The sequence below is a fragment of the Curtobacterium sp. C1 genome, assembly GCF_021049325.1.
Taxonomy (GTDB): domain Bacteria; phylum Actinomycetota; class Actinomycetes; order Actinomycetales; family Microbacteriaceae; genus Curtobacterium; species Curtobacterium citreum.
The window spans coordinates 1214781-1231999 of the sequence record NZ_CP088076.1; the positions used below are offsets into that span (position 1 = coordinate 1214781).

10 protein-coding genes and 3 rRNA genes are annotated in these 17219 nt (G+C 67.3%); 8 read left to right on the forward strand and 5 right to left on the reverse strand.

What is annotated here, in order from left to right:
• Window positions 1-39 precede the first annotated feature (39 nt).
• The 6 genes from LQK89_RS05985 (at window position 40) to rrf (ending at window position 9341) form a co-directional block, all read left to right on the forward strand.
• Complete coding sequence (locus LQK89_RS05985) at window positions 40-912, forward strand: alpha/beta fold hydrolase (RefSeq protein WP_231050466.1); 873 nt, start codon at window positions 40-42, stop codon at window positions 910-912.
• Between the two features lie 216 nt (window positions 913-1128).
• A complete protein-coding gene (locus LQK89_RS05990) occupies window positions 1129-2223 on the forward strand; it encodes a C40 family peptidase (protein ID WP_231050467.1) in 1095 nt (364 codons plus the stop codon).
• A 55-nt stretch (window positions 2224-2278) separates the two neighbouring features.
• Window positions 2279-3511: a 23S rRNA (adenine(2503)-C(2))-methyltransferase RlmN gene (rlmN, locus tag LQK89_RS05995; protein WP_058743283.1), complete on the forward strand. Its 1233-nt coding sequence runs from the start codon at window positions 2279-2281 to the stop codon at window positions 3509-3511.
• 461 nt (window positions 3512-3972) lie between these two features.
• Window positions 3973-5494: ribosomal RNA gene (locus tag LQK89_RS06000) — 16S ribosomal RNA — on the forward strand.
• Between the two features lie 466 nt (window positions 5495-5960).
• Window positions 5961-9089, forward strand: a 23S ribosomal RNA gene (locus LQK89_RS06005).
• A gap of 135 nt (window positions 9090-9224) precedes the next feature.
• Window positions 9225-9341 (forward strand): 5S ribosomal RNA (gene rrf / locus LQK89_RS06010).
• The 16S, 23S and 5S rRNA genes sit together here, the layout of an rRNA operon.
• Window positions 9342-9460: 119 nt before the next feature.
• On the opposite strand, the gene LQK89_RS06015 is transcribed toward rrf, so the two are convergent.
• From LQK89_RS06015 to LQK89_RS06030, 4 genes are read right to left on the reverse strand one after another with little or no spacing between them, the layout of a single operon-like run.
• Entirely contained in the window at window positions 9461-10084 is a 624-nt protein-coding gene (locus LQK89_RS06015) for a response regulator transcription factor (protein WP_231050468.1), read from the reverse strand.
• Window positions 10081-11292, reverse strand: a complete 1212-nt coding sequence (locus LQK89_RS06020) for a sensor histidine kinase (RefSeq protein WP_231050469.1) — start codon at window positions 11290-11292, stop codon at window positions 10081-10083. The genes LQK89_RS06015 and LQK89_RS06020 overlap by 4 nt, the downstream gene beginning before the upstream one ends.
• Before the next feature lie 52 nt (window positions 11293-11344).
• Complete coding sequence (locus LQK89_RS06025; RefSeq protein ID WP_231050470.1) at window positions 11345-12211, reverse strand: ABC transporter permease; 867 nt, start codon at window positions 12209-12211, stop codon at window positions 11345-11347.
• Window positions 12208-13053 (reverse strand): ABC transporter ATP-binding protein, encoded by an 846-nt coding sequence (locus LQK89_RS06030; RefSeq protein WP_231050471.1) that lies wholly within the window; start codon window positions 13051-13053, stop codon window positions 12208-12210. The genes LQK89_RS06025 and LQK89_RS06030 overlap by 4 nt, the downstream gene beginning before the upstream one ends.
• Window positions 13054-13205: 152 nt before the next feature.
• Here LQK89_RS06030 and LQK89_RS06035 point away from each other — a divergent pair, with 152 nt between their 5' ends.
• The gene (locus LQK89_RS06035) at window positions 13206-13760 is read left to right on the forward strand and encodes a hypothetical protein (RefSeq protein ID WP_231050472.1); all 555 of its coding nucleotides are present in this window, start codon (window positions 13206-13208) and stop codon (window positions 13758-13760) included.
• A 9-nt stretch (window positions 13761-13769) separates the two neighbouring features.
• On the opposite strand, the gene LQK89_RS06040 is transcribed toward LQK89_RS06035, so the two are convergent.
• Entirely contained in the window at window positions 13770-16190 is a 2421-nt protein-coding gene (locus tag LQK89_RS06040) for an ATP-binding cassette domain-containing protein (RefSeq protein WP_231050473.1), read from the reverse strand.
• Between the two features lie 165 nt (window positions 16191-16355).
• Between LQK89_RS06040 and LQK89_RS06045 the strand changes: the two genes are divergently transcribed.
• On the forward strand, window positions 16356-17213 hold the full coding sequence (locus LQK89_RS06045) for a hypothetical protein (RefSeq protein WP_231050474.1): 858 nt from the start codon (window positions 16356-16358) through the stop codon (window positions 17211-17213).
• Window positions 17214-17219 lie beyond the last annotated feature (6 nt).

Genomic DNA, 17219 nt, shown 5'->3' on the forward strand with positions numbered 1-17219 from the left:
CCCCGGTCCGTCCACTGGTCGCGTGGGTACCGTCGAGGGATGCAGACCGGATCAGCCCCCGCGACCGGCACCGGACGTGTCGCGAACACCGTGCGCGGCACGGGCGCACCGGTCCTCGTCCTGCACGGCACCCCCGGCAGCCTGGAGGGCGCGGAGGCGATGGCCCGATTCCTGCCGTCCGACCGCTTCCGGGTCGTCGCGGTCGCCCGCCCCGGGTACGCCGGGACCCCGATCATCCCCGTGCACGCGTCCCTCGACGACGAGGCCGACCGCTACGCCGCCCTCCTGGACGACCTGGGCGTCGACCGCACCGCGGTGCTCGCCTGGTCCGGCGGCGGTCCGTCGGCGTACCACTTCGCCGCCCGGCACCCCGACCGGGTCAGCGCCCTCGTCGTGACGGCCGGCCTCTCCGGACACTGGGTGCCGCCGCACGCGTCGCCGGCGGAGTGGTTCGTCGCGCGGACCCGACTCGGCGGCGCGCTCGCCGCGATCGCTGGGCACGTCGTCCCGCGCGCGGTCGTCGGCACCGTCGTCGCGGGCGTGAGCTCGCTCCGGGGTGCGGCGCTGCGGGCGCACGTGCGCGACGTCCTGCACGACCCGGTCCGCCGCACCACCGTGCTCGACCTCGCGACGAGCGGGAACGCCGCCGGAGCGCACCGCGCCGGATGGGAGAACGACGTCCGGGTCCTGGGTGCGCTGGAGCGGCTCGACCTCGCTGCCGTCCGGACGCCGACGCTGCTCCTGCACGGCGACGCGGACACCGACGTCGACCCGGCGCACAGCCGTCGCGCGCTCGCCGAGGTACCGGGTGCCGAGCTCGTGACGCTCCCGGGGGGGACGCACTTCGCGCTCTGGGACCACGCGGACTCGGTCGCGGTGCAGCAGCGCGTCGCGGAGCACCTGGCGCGCTGACGGCCCGTGGCCCCAGGGCTCCTTGTGACCGGAGCACCCGGGGGACGGAACGGGGGACACGCGGTGGCGGATCGTCCCCCGTGTCCTCGGTACCGACTGGGCTGACGCGCCGAGACTGTGACGAACCGCAGGAACCGGCAGGCGCTGCCCAGGCGGACCCAGGTTCGTGACCAATACGTTACACAACCGAGTCGCTCGCTCGACCCGGAAGGAACCATGGGACGTCACGCCCTGCCCGCAGCCCCCGACGGCACCGAGCCGGCGCGCCCGCAGCGCGTCGCCACGACCCCCGAGACCCCGGCCGACCTGCCGCCGACGCTGCGTCGTCCGCGCGGTCGGCGCGCGGCTCCGGTCGTCTCGGTCCAGGCACCCGCCCTCCCGGCGACTGCCGTCTCCGGCCAGGCTCCTGCCGCCCCGGCGCCGGCCGTCTCGGCCCTGGGCACCGCGGTCGACCAGGCCCGCGCGGCCCGCACCGTCGACACTCCGCTCGCAGTCACCGCCCCGTCTGTCCGACGTCCCGCCCGCACCGCGCCCCGTCCGGTGGCCTCGACCGCCGTCGCCGGCTCGGTGGTGCTCTCCCGGTCCGCTGCCCTGCGCGCCGAGCGTGCCGCCGACCCGCGGCACATCCGCCGCGCGGCGAACGCCAAGCGTGCCGCCCTGCTGCTGGCACCGGCCCTCGCGGTCACCTCGAGCCTGACGCTGACCCTCCCCGCGAACGCCGACCCGATGACCGGCGCCGACCGCTCGGCGACGTCGACGTCCCACACCGACCAGGCCGCGTTCGGGCACGAGGCGAACCAGTCCTACACGGTCGCCCGCGACGTCGAGGTCCCCGTCGTGCAGACCGACGGCATGACCACCACGACGACGATCGTGTCCTACCCGACGATCGTGACGAAGTACGGGGTCACCACCCAGCAGGCCGAGGACGCGATCTCGAAGGTCCTGTCCGCCGGCGGCAAGCGCGCGACGATCGTCTCGACGGCGCTGCAGTACATGGGTGACCCGTACCTCGAGGGCGGCGCGAGCCACTCCGGCATCGACTGCTCCGGGCTGACGATGGTCGCCTACGCGGCCGTCGGCATCCCGCTCGTGCACTACGTCCCGTCGCAGGACGCCGTGGCGACGACGATCCCCGAGTCCGAGGCCCAGCCCGGTGACCTCGTGGTGTTCGACGACGAGGACCACGTCGGCATCTACCTCGGCGACGGCGTCGTGCTGCAGGCCCCGCACCCGGGCGACCCGGTCGACATCGTGCCGGTGTACCCGAACGCCCACCACTTCGCCCGGCTGCTGCCCGCGGGGGAGTGAGCGCGGGGGAGTGACCCGTTCCCGACGGGTTGCACTCCTCCCGTAAGCTGGAGTGATGGCCACCGAGACCCGCACCCCGTTCGAAGAGCAGCGCTCCGCTCGTCCGCAGGTGCGCCCGCGCACCGAGGGCTGGACCCAGGCGCAGGACTCCGAGGGCCGTCCCCTCCTGCAGTTCGCGTCGCCGAAGCGCGGCAAGCCGCCCGTGCACCTCGCCGACCTGACCGTGGAGGAGCGCGTCGAGCGGGTGAAGGAGCTCGGCCTGCCGGGCTTCCGCGCGAAGCAGCTCTCGACGCACTACTTCACGCACTACTCGTCCGACCCGGCGACGATGACCGACCTGCCGGCCGCGCAGCGCGACGAACTCGTCGCGGGGATGCTGCCGCCCCTGCTCACCGAGACCCGGCGTCTCGCGACGGACAAGGGCGACACGATCAAGTTCCTCTGGAAGCTGCACGACGGCGCCCTGGTCGAGTCGGTGCTCATGCGGTACCCGGGCCGCATCACGCTCTGCGTCTCGTCCCAGGCCGGCTGCGGGATGAACTGCCCGTTCTGCGCGACCGGCCAGGCGGGCCTCACCCGGAACATGTCGACGGCCGAGATCATCGAGCAGATCGTCCGGGCGAACGCGGCCATCGCCGCGGGGGAGCTCGGCGGCGACCCGCGCAAGGGCGGCCAGGACCGCGTCGACGCCGAGCGCGTCACGAACATCGTCTTCATGGGCATGGGGGAGCCGCTCGCGAACTACAAGCGCGTGATGGACGCCGTCCGGACCATGGTCGCGCCGCAGCCGAACGGCCTCGGGATGAGCGCCCGCGGCATCACGGTCTCGACCGTCGGCCTGGTCCCGGCGATCAAGAAGCTCGCGGACGAGAACATCCCCGTGACCTTCGCGCTGTCGCTGCACGCCCCCGACGACGAACTCCGCGACGAGCTCATCCCGGTCAACTCCCGGTGGAAGGCCGACGAGGCGATCGACGCCGCGTACGAGTACTACGCCAAGACGGGTCGGCGGGTCTCGATCGAGTACGCCCTCATCAAGGACATGAACGACCACGCGTGGCGTGCCGACCTGCTCGCCGAGAAGCTCAACGCCCGCGGCAAGGGCTGGGTGCACGTCAACCCGATCCCGCTCAACCCGACGCCCGGTTCGGTCTGGACCTCGTCGGAGCCGCACGTGCAAGACGAGTTCGTCCGCCGACTCAACGCCGCCGGCATCCCGACGACCCTCCGCGACACCCGCGGCAAGGAGATCGACGGCGCGTGCGGCCAGTTGGCTGCGGCCGAGTAGACGGCTGGTCGGGTCACGGCCAGGAGGCACGGTGCAGTTCCGCACCGTGCCTCTCGTCGTTCCCGGTGCCGGCCCGGCCCGGGCCGCCCGGGCGACACGCCCGGGATGCGACCGCTGTTGGCGCTGCTGTTCACCTCTGCGTAAAGTAATCACTCGTTGCCGCTGAGGCGGAGAACGGAACGGCCGGTTGGTTCGGTTCCGAGTCTCGCCCGGGCAGCGAACTTCCAGCCCCTCTGTTGAGGTCCGGTGTTTGTCGGGCTGATTGGTGGGTGCGTCTGGTCCTTGAGAACTCAACAGCGTGCACATTGTCAATGCCAATTATTTTGACCCCGTGCGATCGTGGCTCTTTTGGGGGCTTCGGTTGTCGGAGACAATTCCTTTTGGATTGAATTGATTGTCAGTAGACAGTCTTTACAGTCAGTTTCAACTCGCTGACACTTTCGGGTGTTGGTTGTATTTTTTTTACGGAGAGTTTGATCCTGGCTCAGGACGAACGCTGGCGGCGTGCTTAACACATGCAAGTCGAACGATGATGCCCAGCTTGCTGGGTGGATTAGTGGCGAACGGGTGAGTAACACGTGAGTAACCTGCCCCTGACTCTGGGATAAGCGTTGGAAACGACGTCTAATACTGGATATGACTGCCGGCCGCATGGTCTGGTGGTGGAAAGATTTTTTGGTTGGGGATGGACTCGCGGCCTATCAGCTTGTTGGTGAGGTAATGGCTCACCAAGGCGACGACGGGTAGCCGGCCTGAGAGGGTGACCGGCCACACTGGGACTGAGACACGGCCCAGACTCCTACGGGAGGCAGCAGTGGGGAATATTGCACAATGGGCGAAAGCCTGATGCAGCAACGCCGCGTGAGGGATGACGGCCTTCGGGTTGTAAACCTCTTTTAGTAGGGAAGAAGCGTAAGTGACGGTACCTGCAGAAAAAGCACCGGCTAACTACGTGCCAGCAGCCGCGGTAATACGTAGGGTGCAAGCGTTGTCCGGAATTATTGGGCGTAAAGAGCTCGTAGGCGGTTTGTCGCGTCTGCTGTGAAATCCCGAGGCTCAACCTCGGGCTTGCAGTGGGTACGGGCAGACTAGAGTGCGGTAGGGGAGATTGGAATTCCTGGTGTAGCGGTGGAATGCGCAGATATCAGGAGGAACACCGATGGCGAAGGCAGATCTCTGGGCCGTAACTGACGCTGAGGAGCGAAAGCGTGGGGAGCGAACAGGATTAGATACCCTGGTAGTCCACGCCGTAAACGTTGGGCGCTAGATGTAGGGACCTTTCCACGGTTTCTGTGTCGTAGCTAACGCATTAAGCGCCCCGCCTGGGGAGTACGGCCGCAAGGCTAAAACTCAAAGGAATTGACGGGGGCCCGCACAAGCGGCGGAGCATGCGGATTAATTCGATGCAACGCGAAGAACCTTACCAAGGCTTGACATACACCGGAAACGGCCAGAGATGGTTGCCCCCTTGTGGTCGGTGTACAGGTGGTGCATGGTTGTCGTCAGCTCGTGTCGTGAGATGTTGGGTTAAGTCCCGCAACGAGCGCAACCCTCGTTCTATGTTGCCAGCGCGTTATGGCGGGGACTCATAGGAGACTGCCGGGGTCAACTCGGAGGAAGGTGGGGATGACGTCAAATCATCATGCCCCTTATGTCTTGGGCTTCACGCATGCTACAATGGCCGGTACAAAGGGCTGCGATACCGTAAGGTGGAGCGAATCCCAAAAAGCCGGTCTCAGTTCGGATTGAGGTCTGCAACTCGACCTCATGAAGTCGGAGTCGCTAGTAATCGCAGATCAGCAACGCTGCGGTGAATACGTTCCCGGGCCTTGTACACACCGCCCGTCAAGTCATGAAAGTCGGTAACACCCGAAGCCGGTGGCCTAACCCTTGTGGAAGGAGCCGTCGAAGGTGGGATCGGTGATTAGGACTAAGTCGTAACAAGGTAGCCGTACCGGAAGGTGCGGCTGGATCACCTCCTTTCTAAGGAGCATCTGGCTCGTCCCCTCGTCTGCAGTAGGCAGGTGTGGGGTGGGTCCAGGCGCCTGGTTCGGACCGAACGTGTCCGACGGGTAGCTCATGGGTGGAACATTGACAGTGCAGTCGGGAGCGCAGCTTCCGGCCCTAGTACGCCAGCTTGCTGGTTGGGACGGGTCGGTGGTGAGCGGGTCGGCTGGTGCACGTTGTTGGGTCCTGAGGGACCAGGCTTCCCGGTCGCTGCCCTGTTCCAGGGTGGACGGTTTCCGGGGGTTGAGCCGGCGGAGTGATCCGTCAGGGTTCTTCGGTGGGCCACATGAAGCTGATGCGTTGGTGTCGGTGGGGTGTGGTGCCGATCGTATGTTGAGAACTACACAGTGGACGCGAGCATCTTTGAAATCGCTTGCAATGGTTGGTGGGCCTTCGGGTCTGACCGGCTTGTTGTGAGTGGATTGCAATTTTTAATCTTTGTGGTCAAGTTTCTAAGAGCAAACGGTGGATGCCTTGGCATCTGGAGCCGAAGAAGGACGTAGAAATCTGCGATAAGCCTCGGGGAGCTGATAATCGAGCTGTGAGCCGAGGATTTCCGAATGGGGAAACCCCGCCAGGCGCTTTTGTGACCTGGTGACTCCCGCCTGAATATATAGGGCGGGTAGAGGGAACGTGGGGAAGTGAAACATCTCAGTACCCACAGGAAGAGAAAACAACATGTGATTCCGTGAGTAGTGGCGAGCGAAAGCGGATGAGGCTAAACCGATCATGTGTGATAGCCGGCGGGCGTTGCATGGTCGGGGTTGTGGGACACGTCGCTCAGTTCTGCCGGACTGGGGCGGTTACAGCGCATCATAGTCGAACCGGTTTGAAAGCCGGGCCGTAGTGGGTGCCAGCCCCGTAGACGAAATGGTGTTATGGCCGGATGTGTATCCCAAGTAGCACGGGGCCCGAGAAATCCCGTGTGAATCTGTCAGGACCACCTGATAAGCCTAAATACTCCCAGATGACCGATAGCGGACAAGTACCGTGAGGGAAAGGTGAAAAGTACCCCGGGAGGGGAGTGAAATAGTACCTGAAACCGTTTGCTTACAAACCGTCGGAGCCTCCTTGTAGGGGTGACGGCGTGCCTTTTGAAGAATGAGCCTGCGAGTTAGTGATATGTGGCGAGGTTAACCCGTGTGGGGCAGCCGTAGCGAAAGCGAGTCTGAATAGGGCGATTCAGTCGCATGTCCTAGACCCGAAGCGAAGTGATCTATCCATGGCCAGGTTGAAGCGACGGTAAGACGTCGTGGAGGACCGAACCCACTTCAGTTGAAAATGGAGGGGATGAGCTGTGGATAGGGGTGAAAGGCCAATCAAACTTCGTGATAGCTGGTTCTCTCCGAAATGCATTTAGGTGCAGCGTTGCGTGTTTCTCGCCGGAGGTAGAGCTACTGGATGGCCGATGGGCCTCAACAGGTTACTGACGTCAGCCAAACTCCGAATGCCGGTGAGTGAGAGCGCAGCAGTGAGACGGTGGGGGATAAGCTTCATCGTCGAGAGGGAAACAACCCAGACTACCAACTAAGGCCCCTAAGCGTGTGCTAAGTGGGAAAGGATGTGGAGTTGCACAGACAACCAGGAGGTTGGCTTAGAAGCAGCCACCCTTGAAAGAGTGCGTAATAGCTCACTGGTCAAGTGATTCCGCGCCGACAATGTAACGGGGCTCAAGCACACCGCCGAAGTTGTAGATTTCGCACACCGATTAGCCTTCGTGGTTCAGTCGTGCGGAGTGGTAGGAGAGCGTCGTGTGGCGAGTGAAGCGGCGGAGGAATCCAGCCGTGGACGCCACACGAGTGAGAATGCAGGCATGAGTAGCGAAAGACGGGTGAGAAACCCGTCCTCCGAAAGACCAAGGGTTCCAGGGCCAGGTTAATCCGCCCTGGGTAAGTCGGGACCTAAGGCGAGGCCGACAGGCGTAGTCGATGGACAACGGGTTGATATTCCCGTACCGGCGAACAACCGCCCAAGCTAATCCAGTGGTGCTAAGAGTCCTAACCCGGATTCACCGGATCCCTTCGGGGTGATGGTGTCCGGTCTAACGCTCGACCCCATGCTGGTGCGGCTAGCGTATGAACAGGTGTGACGCAGGAAGGTAGCTGAGCCAGGCGATGGTATCCGTAAGGTGAACCTGGTGTAAGGATGTAGGGCTGACGATAGGCAAATCCGTCGTCTGTGTGCCTGAGATCCGACGCGTACCCGTTTGGGGAAATCAGTGATCCTATGCTGCCGAGAAAAGCATCGACGCGAGGTTGCAGCCGCCCGTACCCGAAACCGACTCAGGTGGTCAGGTAGAGAATACCAAGGAGATCGAGAGAATCGTGGTTAAGGAACTCGGCAAAATGCCCCCGTAACTTCGGGAGAAGGGGGGCCGGACACGTGATACGAACTTGCTTTGTTGAGCGTTGAAGGCCGCAGAGACCAGTGGGAAGCGACTGTTTACTAAAAACACAGGTCCGTGCGAAGTCGCAAGACGATGTATACGGACTGACGCCTGCCCGGTGCTGGAAGGTTAAGAGGAAGGGTTAGCCTCCGGGCGAAGCTCTGAATTTAAGCCCCAGTAAACGGCGGTGGTAACTATAACCATCCTAAGGTAGCGAAATTCCTTGTCGGGTAAGTTCCGACCTGCACGAATGGCGTAACGACTTCCCAGCTGTCTCAACCGCGAACTCGGCGAAATTGCACTACGAGTAAAGATGCTCGTTACGCGCAGCAGGACGGAAAGACCCCGTGACCTTTACTACAGTTTGGTATTGGTGTTCGGAGTGGCTTGTGTAGGATAGGTGGGAGACTGTGAAGCGGGCACGCTAGTGTTCGTGGAGTCATTGTTGAAATACCACTCTGGTCACTTTGGATGTCTAACGTAGGACCCTGATCGGGTTCATGGACAGTGCCTGATGGGTAGTTTAACTGGGGCGGTTGCCTCCCAAAGAGTAACGGAGGCGCCCAAAGGTTCCCTCAACCTGGTTGGCAATCAGGTGGCGAGTGTAAGTGCACAAGGGAGCTTGACTGTGAGACTGACAGGTCGAGCAGGGACGAAAGTCGGGACTAGTGATCCGGCAGTGGCTTGTGGAAGCGCTGTCGCTCAACGGATAAAAGGTACCTCGGGGATAACAGGCTGATCTTGCCCAAGAGTCCATATCGACGGCATGGTTTGGCACCTCGATGTCGGCTCGTCGCATCCTGGGGCTGGAGTAGGTCCCAAGGGTTGGGCTGTTCGCCCATTAAAGCGGTACGCGAGCTGGGTTTAGAACGTCGTGAGACAGTTCGGTCCCTATCCGCTGCGCGCGTTGGAAATTTGAGAAGATCTATCCCTAGTACGAGAGGACCGGGATGGACGAACCTCTGGTGTGTCAGTTGTTCTGCCAAGGGCACCGCTGATTAGCTACGTTCGGACCGGATAACCGCTGAAAGCATCTAAGCGGGAAGCCGTCTTCGAGATGAGATTTCCATGCACCTTGAGTGTGAGAGGCTCCCAGCAGACTACTGGGTTGATAGGCCGGATGTGGAAGCGGGGACTAACGACCCGTGGAGCTGACCGGTACTAATAAGCCGAAGACTTGACAACACACTTTTTACCCACACCATTGGTGTGGGGCTCGCGTCCACTTTGTGGTTCCCGACAGACGATCGGGAACATGAAACTGAACACCGCGCATGCGCGGGACAGCTTTCTTGATCCGATGGGTCAAGTCGAAGGTGTTCCGGTGGTCATAGCGAGAGGGAAACGCCCGGTCACATTCCGAACCCGGAAGCTAAGCCTCTCAGCGCCGATGGTACTGCAAGGGGGACCTTGTGGGAGAGTAGGACGCCGCCGGACTCAACGTTGGTAACACCAGGGAACCCCTGACCATGACTGGTCAGGGGTTCCCTGCGTTTCGGGCCGTTCATCGGGCGAGCTGGTAGCCTGTGTGGTGGCTCCGGTGATCGGCGCGGCGGTCAGAGCAGCCCGAGCTCCATCGCTCGGGTCACGGCACGTGTCCGGTCGTTCACGCCGAGCTTCTCGAACACATGCCCGAGGTGCGTCTTCACCGTCGTCTCGCTGAGGAAGAGCGCACGGCCGATCGCTGGGTTCGAGTTGCCCTGCGCGACGAGTCGAAGGACCTCGTGCTCGCGGGGGGAGAGGGCCGGTCCGGTCGGGCCCTTCGTGGCGGCTCGGCGCACGAGGGCCGCGGCGGCGGACGGCGCGAGGGCGGTCTCGCCGCGGGCAGTGGCCCGGAGGCCCGCCAGGATGTCGGACTCCGGGGCCGCTTTGAGCAGGTAGCCTGCGGCGCCCGCCTCGATCGCGGCGAGGATCTGGTCGTCGGACTCGTACGTGGTGAGGATGAGCACGCGGACCCCGGGCTCGCGGGCCAGGATGCGCGCGGTGGCCTGGTCGCCGTCGATGCCGGGCATCCGCAGGTCCATGAGGACGACGTCCGGCCGTTCCGCGAGTGCGAGGCGGACCGCGGTCTCGCCATCGCTGGCCTGGCCGACCACTTGCACGTCGTCGGCGTCCTGCAGCAGGGCGACGATGCCTGCGCGGACGATGGGGTGGTCGTCCGCGACGACGACCCGGATCACGCGGGCACCGGCGGGGGGACGGCGACGGCCTGAGCAGGTGCGAGTGCGCCGGTCGTGACGAGCTGGAGGGGCAGGGCGGCTTCGACCACGGTTCCGGAGCCGGGTGCGGACCTGACCGTGCAGGTGCCCCCGGCCAGCGTGAGTCGATCGCGCAGTCCCGGGAACCCGCGACCGGCGGTGGCACGGGCCGGCTCGAAGCCCACTCCGTCGTCGACGACCCGCAGCGTGACGCGATCGGCATCCGTGCGGAGGCGCATCTGCACCGACTCCGCTCGGGCGTGTGCGCGGACGTTCGCCAGCGCCTCTTGTCCGACGCGGAGCAGCACGACCTGCACGTCGCGGTCCAGCGCGGAGTCCGACGCGTCGACCTCGACCGGGATGCCGGTCTCGCGGTGGAACCGTTCGCCGAGTCGGTGCAGTGCGGCACAGAGGCCGTCGCTCGCGACCCCTGCTGCTCCGGCAGCGACGAGGGTGCGGGATCCCTCGAGCGCCGTCCGGGCGGACTCCTCGAGCACGGCGAGCCGTTCGTCGAGTCGGTCCGTGCGGTGAGCGGCCAGGTCGCCGCGGGCACGCTCGGTCAGCATGACGATGCCCGCCAGGTCCTGCGCCACGGTGTCGTGGAGCTCCCGTGCGATGCGTTCGCGTTCGCTCGTGATGCCGGCCGTCCGGTGGGCCTCGGCGAGGGACGCCTGGGTGGCTTGCAGCTGTTCGAGGAGCACGCGGCGTTCGTCGGACAGCTGGGCGATCCGCGTGATCCACAGTCCGAGTGCGCAGGCGCCGGCGACGCTGACGCTCTCGATGAGGAGCGTCGACACCACGGCGGCCGGTCCCGAGGCGATCTGCAGGCCAGTGCCCGAGGCGACCCCGATGACGACCGACACCGCGACCGAGGTGCGGACGCGGTCGAGCTGGCACCAGGCGACCGGGAACAGGATGCACTGCACGAACGCGGTGCTCGGGACGACCGCGGGCAGGACGAGGGCAGCCACGACGAGCACCGGCACGAAGCCGGCTGCCGCGCGGGGTCGGGCGTACCCGCGCCAGCCGTACGCGCCGTATGCGAGTGCGAGGACCCCGAGCATCACGAACGCCGGCCAGCGGCTCGACCACGGGGACCATCCGAGGGCGGCGATGACCGTGACGAGCGCGACGGTCACACCGAAGGCGACGTGGAGGCCCCGGTTGGCGTGCGTGCCGCTGCGGTCCATGTGGACAGCATCCCACCGGTTGCCGTCGCGCTCGGGTCTCTCCACAGGAACGTCAGGCATCCCGTCGGTTCCACCGGAACGTCAGCAGGCACACGAGGGCGCCGAGGACGAGCCACGCTGTCAGGACGGCGGTACCGATCCCGAGGTGCCAGGCGCCCCCGGGTTCGGCGGACGCGAAGCCCTCGGGGAGGAACACCGACCGCATGCCCGACGCCATCCAGCGGAGGGGGAAGACCCCGGCGACGGTCTGCAACCAGTCGGGGAGCTGCGTGAAGGGGAGGTACACGCCGGAGATGAACTGCAGGACCAGGACGATCGGGACGATGGTCGCCGTGGCGCGTCGGCCCTCGCGGGGGAGCGCCGAGATCGCGATGCCCAGGACGCAGCTCGTGGCGACGCCGAGCAGCATGATCCCGGCGAAGCGGGCCCACGCGCCGCCGTCGGTGGGCAGCTGCACGCCGAAGACGATCGCGGCGATGCCGAGCAGCAGGGCGACCTGGGCGATGACGGTCACCAGCACCATGCCGACCTTGCCGACGAAGTACGCGAGCACGGGCAGCGGGGTGCCACCGAGGCGCTTCAAGGTGCCGTCGCTTCGCTCGCCGGCGATGTCCACCCCGAGCGACTGGGTGCCGGAGAGCAGGAAGGCGGTCGCGACGAGGCCGGGCAGGTAGTAGGTCGCGTAGTCGACGCTGACGCCCGGGCCGGCCTGGATGTCCGGGGCGCTGTCGAACGCGACGGAGAACAGCGCCAGCATGATGATCGGGAACAGGAAGGTGAAGAACACGGAGTCGGGGGCACGGAAGTAGGAACGGACCTCGTACCCGATGCGGACCGCGCCTGTTCGGACCGCGCCGACGCGGACTGGGCCACTGCGCACCGGGTCGACGCGGACCGGGCCGGGCGTCGCGGCGTTCATGCTGCGTGCTCCGCGATCATGGCGAGGTAGACGTCCTCGAGTGCGGGGCGGACGACCTCCAGGTCGTGCATCGGCTCGGTCGAGCCGCGGACCAGTGCGACCGGGTCCGCGGTCCGTCGCTCGTGCTGCGCGCCGTCGTCGTCCCGCCACCGGACGACCGGGATGCGGGCCGCGGCGCCACCGATCTCGTCGATCGGGGCAAGGTCGATCAGACTGCCGTCGGCGATCACCGCCGCGCGGTCGGCCAGGTGTGCGGCCTCGTCGAGGTAATGGGTGGTGAGCAGGATCGTCGTGCCCTCGTTGGCGACCTGCTCGATGAGCTGCCAGAACTGCCGGCGGGCCTCGGGGTCGAAGCCGGTCGTCGGTTCGTCGAGGAACAGCACCTCGGGGCGGCCGATGATCCCCAGGGCCACGTCGACCCGCCGACGCTGTCCACCGGACAGCTTGCTGATGCGGGTGTTGCGCTGCTCGTGGAGCCCGGTGACCGCGAGGAGTTCCTCGACCGGACGGCTCCGCGGGTACAGGTGCCGGAAGTGCGCGAGCTGCTCCGCGACGGTGACGTTCGGGGACTCGCCGCTCGTCTGCAGCACCATGCCGACGCGGGCGTTGTGGCTGCGGCTCGCGCGGGCCGGGTCGTGGCCGAGGACCCGAACGGAACCGCCCGACCGGGACCGGTAGCCCTCGAGGATCTCGACGGTCGTGGACTTGCCCGCGCCGTTCGGGCCGAGCAGGGCGAAGGTCTCGCCGCGGTCGATCGTGAACGAGACGTCGGTGACGGCGCGCTTGCCGTTCGGGTACTGCTTCGAGAGGTGCTCGACCTCGATGGCGGGGCTGCTGGGCATGACCCCAGCGTCCTCGCCGGATGGCCGCACCGGATCGGAGGGCCGGGCGGAACGGCATCCTCCGATCGGAGGATGCCGCGACGGACCGACGGACCGACGGACCGACGGACCGACGGACCGATTCACCTATCGCCTGCATGCATAATCGCTACGTGTCCTACCCCTCCTGGAGCTACTTCCCGCGGAACGCTCGTCCGGAGCCGTGGGCGGAAGCGCTCTGTGCGGCGGTCGGGGCTCAACGCACTGCCCTGGACACTCTCCAGCCGCTGCCGACAGGCGCTACTCGTCCGAGCAGTGACGGGGTACTCGAGGTCCTGCGTCCGTCGATGGAGCGACTTGGCTACCTCGTCGAGGCAGGCAAGACACGGAGCCAGCGGATCGAGCGGCCAGTCCTGTTCGGCGAGAACGGCCGCGCAGAGGTCACGTACGAGATCGATGCCTTCCACGACGGTCTCGGGATCGCGGTGGAGGTGGAAGCAGGGCGCGGCGCGATGAGCAACGCGGCCTACCGCGACATCATCCGCACGTCGTTGCTCCTGGACGCTGACTACTTCGTCCTGATGATGCCGATCTCGTACCGCTATCAGAGCGCTGGAAGGACGTCGACGACAGACGCGTACGCGAAGACGCGAGAGCAACTGAGCGCGATCTACGCCTCCCAGCGACTCCGATTGCCCTTCCGAGCCGTCCTGCTCATCGGCTACTGAGTCCCAGGATCAGCCGCCGAGCGCCGCGCGCAGGAAGGGCGCGGTCCGGCTGTCCGGCGCTGCCGCGACCGCGGCCGGTGTGCCGGCCGCGACCACGCGGCCGCCCTCGTCCCCGCCGGACGGGCCCATGTCGATGACGTGGTCCGCCTGCGCGACGACCGACATCGTGTGCTCGACGACCACGACGGTGTTGCCCGCGTCGGTGAGCCGTGCGAGCTGGGCGGTGAGCAGCTCGACGTCCGCCGGGTGCAGGCCCGTCGTCGGCTCGTCCAGCAGGTAGAGCGTGTGGCCGGAGCGGGCGCGCTGGAGTTCGGTGGCGAGCTTGATGCGCTGCGCCTCGCCGCCGGACAGCTCCGGTGCGGGCTGCCCCAGGCGCAGGTACCCGAGCCCGACGCTGCGGAGGGCGTCGAGCGCGCGGGCGGCGGCGGGCAGGTCGTCGAGTGCTGCGGCGGCCTCGTCGACCGTCATGCCGAGGACGTCGGCGATCGACGCGCCGTTCCGGTGGACCTCGAGCGTCTCGGCGTTGTACCGGGAGCCGTGGCACTCGGGGCACGGTGCCCAGCTGCCCGGCAGGAACAACAGCTCGACGGAGACGGACCCCTCGCCCTGGCAGACCTCGCACCGGCCGCCCTTGACGTTGAACGAGAAGCGGCCGGCGGACCAGCCGCGCTCCCGTGCGTCGTCCGTGGCGGCGAAGGCCTGGCGGACGGCGTCGAACAGCCCCGTGTAGGTCGCGAGGTTCGAGCGGGGCGTGCGACCGATCGGCTTCTGGTCGACCTCGACCACGCGGCTGACGATCGGGTGCGAGGTCGCGACGGTGGGCAGGACACCGCCGACGAGCGAGGACTTGCCCGAGCCGGACACCCCGGTGACCGCGGTCATCACCCCGAGGGGCAGGTCGACGTCGAGGTGGTCGAGGTTGTGCAGCGACACGTCCCGGATCTCGAGGGTGCCGACGGGCGTACGCTGCTCGTGCACCGGGACCGCCCGACCGGGCTGCAGGAAGCGCCGGGTGACGCTCTCGGACACCTCGGCGAGTCCCTCGGGCGGACCGCTGTACAGGACGTGGCCGCCGCCGGAGCCAGCGCCGGGGCCGACGTCGACGATCCAGTCCGCCTGACGGACGATGTCCATGTCGTGCTCGACCACGAACACGCTGTTGCCGCTCGCGCGGAGGTCCTCGAGCACCCGGACCAGGGGCTCGGCGTCCGCGGGGTGCAGGCCGGCGCTCGGCTCGTCGAGGACGTACACGACCCCGAACAAGCCCGAGCGGAGCTGCGTCGCGATCCGGAGGCGCTGCATCTCGCCGGGGGAGAGCGTCGGCGTCGCCCGGTCGAGCCCGAGGTAGCCGAGCCCGAGTCCGGTGAGGACCTCGACACGGGACAGCAGGTCGGCGGCGATCGACTTCGCCACCTCGGACCGCTCGCCGGACGTGACCCGGCTCTGCGCGGGCGCGGGGTCCGTCAGCGTCGCCGCGGGACGGAGGACCTCGGCGACCTCGGTGAGCGGCAAGGCGTTGAACCGGGCGATCGACAGTCCGCCGAACGTCACCGCGAGGGCCGCGCGGGTGAGTCCGGAGCCGCCGCAGAGCTGGCACGGGCCGGACTCGACGAAGCGCATCGCCTTGTTCCGCTGGGCCTCGCTCTGCGAGTCCGCCAACGTGTGCAGCGTGTACTGCCGGGCGCTCCAGAACCGCCCCTTGTAGGGCTTCGCGACCCGGTCGCGCTTCGGGTGGACCTGCACGACGGGCTGCTCCTCGGTGAACAGCAGCCAGTCGCGGTCCGCCTGCGGCAGGTCCCGCCACGGCCGGTCGATGTCGTAGCCGAGCACCGCCGTCACGTCGCGGAGGTTCTTGCCCTGCCACGCGCCGGGCCACGCGGTGATCGCACCGTCGCGGATGCTCAGCGAGGGGTCGTGCACGGCGGAGGCCTCGGTCACCTCGTGCGCCGTCCCGAGCCCGTGGCAGCGCGGGCACGCCCCGGTCGCGGTGTTCGGCGAGAACGAGTCCGAGTACAGCTGCTCGGCGCCCTCGGGGTAGGTGCCGGCGCGCGAGTAGAGCATGCGGACGGAGTTGCTCAGGGTCGTCAGGGTGCCGACCGTCGAGCGGGTGCTCGGGGCACCACGGCGCTGCTGCAGGGCGACGGCCGGCGGCAGGCCCGTGATCGAGTCGACGTGCGGGGTGCTGCCCTGTGCGATGAGTCGGCGGGCGTACGGCGCGACGGACTCCAGGAAGCGGCGCTGCGCCTCGGCGAAGACCGTGCCGAACGCGAGGCTCGACTTCCCGGAGCCGGACACGCCCGTGAAGGCGACGATGCGGTCGCGGGGGATGTCCACGTCCACGTCCTGCAGGTTGTGCTCGCGGGCGCCGCGGACGCGGATGAACCCGTCGGACGACGACGGCTGGTCGGCTGGGTGGTGCGGGGCGGGCATTCGTTCGAGCGTAGGCGGAACCGTCGAGCGCCGTTCCGGATCGCAGGTTCGGGCCCCGGTGGGTCGGCTGCGGTGGTGACCGGGAGACGGACGGGAGGCACGGGGCGGGCTGACACCGTGCCTCCCGTCCGGCGGTCGGTACGGTGGGCGAGGGGAAGGGGAGGCATGACTGGGGACGATGACGAGGCGCGGGGCGGCGCCCCGGCCGGCGAGGGCCGCGCGAGCGCCGGTGGATGGATCGCGGGCAGCATCGTCGCGCTGTTCGTCGGCTGGTGGGTGGCCCTGGCCTCCGTCCTGTCCACAGCCGGGCCGTGGTCGGACCGGTGGTCCGACGGCGGCATGCTCCTCGCCTACCTGGTCGCGGCGGTGCTCGGCTTCGGCGTGCCGCTCTGGGGCTTCCTCCGGCTGCGCCGGGAGCAGCGTGACGGCCGGTCGGCACGCATCGTCGGTCCGACGGTGTGCCTGCTCCTGACCGCCCTGGGCGGGGTGACGCTGTTGCCGCTGCCGTTCGTCCAGGGGGTGCGCATGGCCGCCGACGCTGCCGAGCGTGCGCGGCCGCCGACGGACCAGGAGACGGCGCGCACCGTGGCGCAGGCGCAGGAGGAGCTGCGGTCCCTCGGTGACCGGGTCGTCGCGGCCATGGGGCGGGACAGTTCGTCGCCGACGGCCGAGGTCGAGACGGACACCTGCCGACTGGACAACCACGGCGCGGGCACGATGGTCCGCTACTCCTGGTTCGTCGGGGACGGGGCGCCGACGGATCCCGCGACGGCGGCGACCGGTCCGCAGGTGCCGTCGCCGTCCGCGACGGTGCCGGACGCCGAGGGTGCCCGGATGAGCGAGCCGGCCGTCCGCCTGCTGCAGGACGAGGGCTACGAGCTGACCCAGCGGTTCGACGGAGGCGGTGGACGCCTGTCCGCGCCGGACGACTGGCACGGCCGGGCGACGATCGGGCAGCGCGCCGAGGACGTGCTGCTCGAGAGCGGGTGCCTGGTCGACCCGGACGCCGTCGACGAGGACTGACCGGCA

What these genes read in the sequence shown, in the direction of transcription:
- LQK89_RS06040 (WP_231050473.1), bottom strand. Translation starts at nt 16,190, where the DNA reads ATGCCCGCCCCGCACCACCCAGCCGACCAGCCGTCGTCGTCCGACGGG.
- LQK89_RS06020 (WP_231050469.1), bottom strand. Translation starts at nt 11,292, where the DNA reads ATGGACCGCAGCGGCACGCACGCCAACCGGGGCCTCCACGTCGCCTTC.
- LQK89_RS06045 (WP_231050474.1), top strand. Translation starts at nt 16,356, where the DNA reads ATGACTGGGGACGATGACGAGGCGCGGGGCGGCGCCCCGGCCGGCGAG.
- LQK89_RS06030 (WP_231050471.1), bottom strand. Translation starts at nt 13,053, where the DNA reads ATGCCCAGCAGCCCCGCCATCGAGGTCGAGCACCTCTCGAAGCAGTAC.
- LQK89_RS05990 (WP_231050467.1), top strand. Translation starts at nt 1,129, where the DNA reads ATGGGACGTCACGCCCTGCCCGCAGCCCCCGACGGCACCGAGCCGGCG.
- LQK89_RS06025 (WP_231050470.1), bottom strand. Translation starts at nt 12,211, where the DNA reads ATGAACGCCGCGACGCCCGGCCCGGTCCGCGTCGACCCGGTGCGCAGT.
- rlmN (WP_058743283.1), top strand. Translation starts at nt 2,279, where the DNA reads ATGGCCACCGAGACCCGCACCCCGTTCGAAGAGCAGCGCTCCGCTCGT.
- LQK89_RS05985 (WP_231050466.1), top strand. Translation starts at nt 40, where the DNA reads ATGCAGACCGGATCAGCCCCCGCGACCGGCACCGGACGTGTCGCGAAC.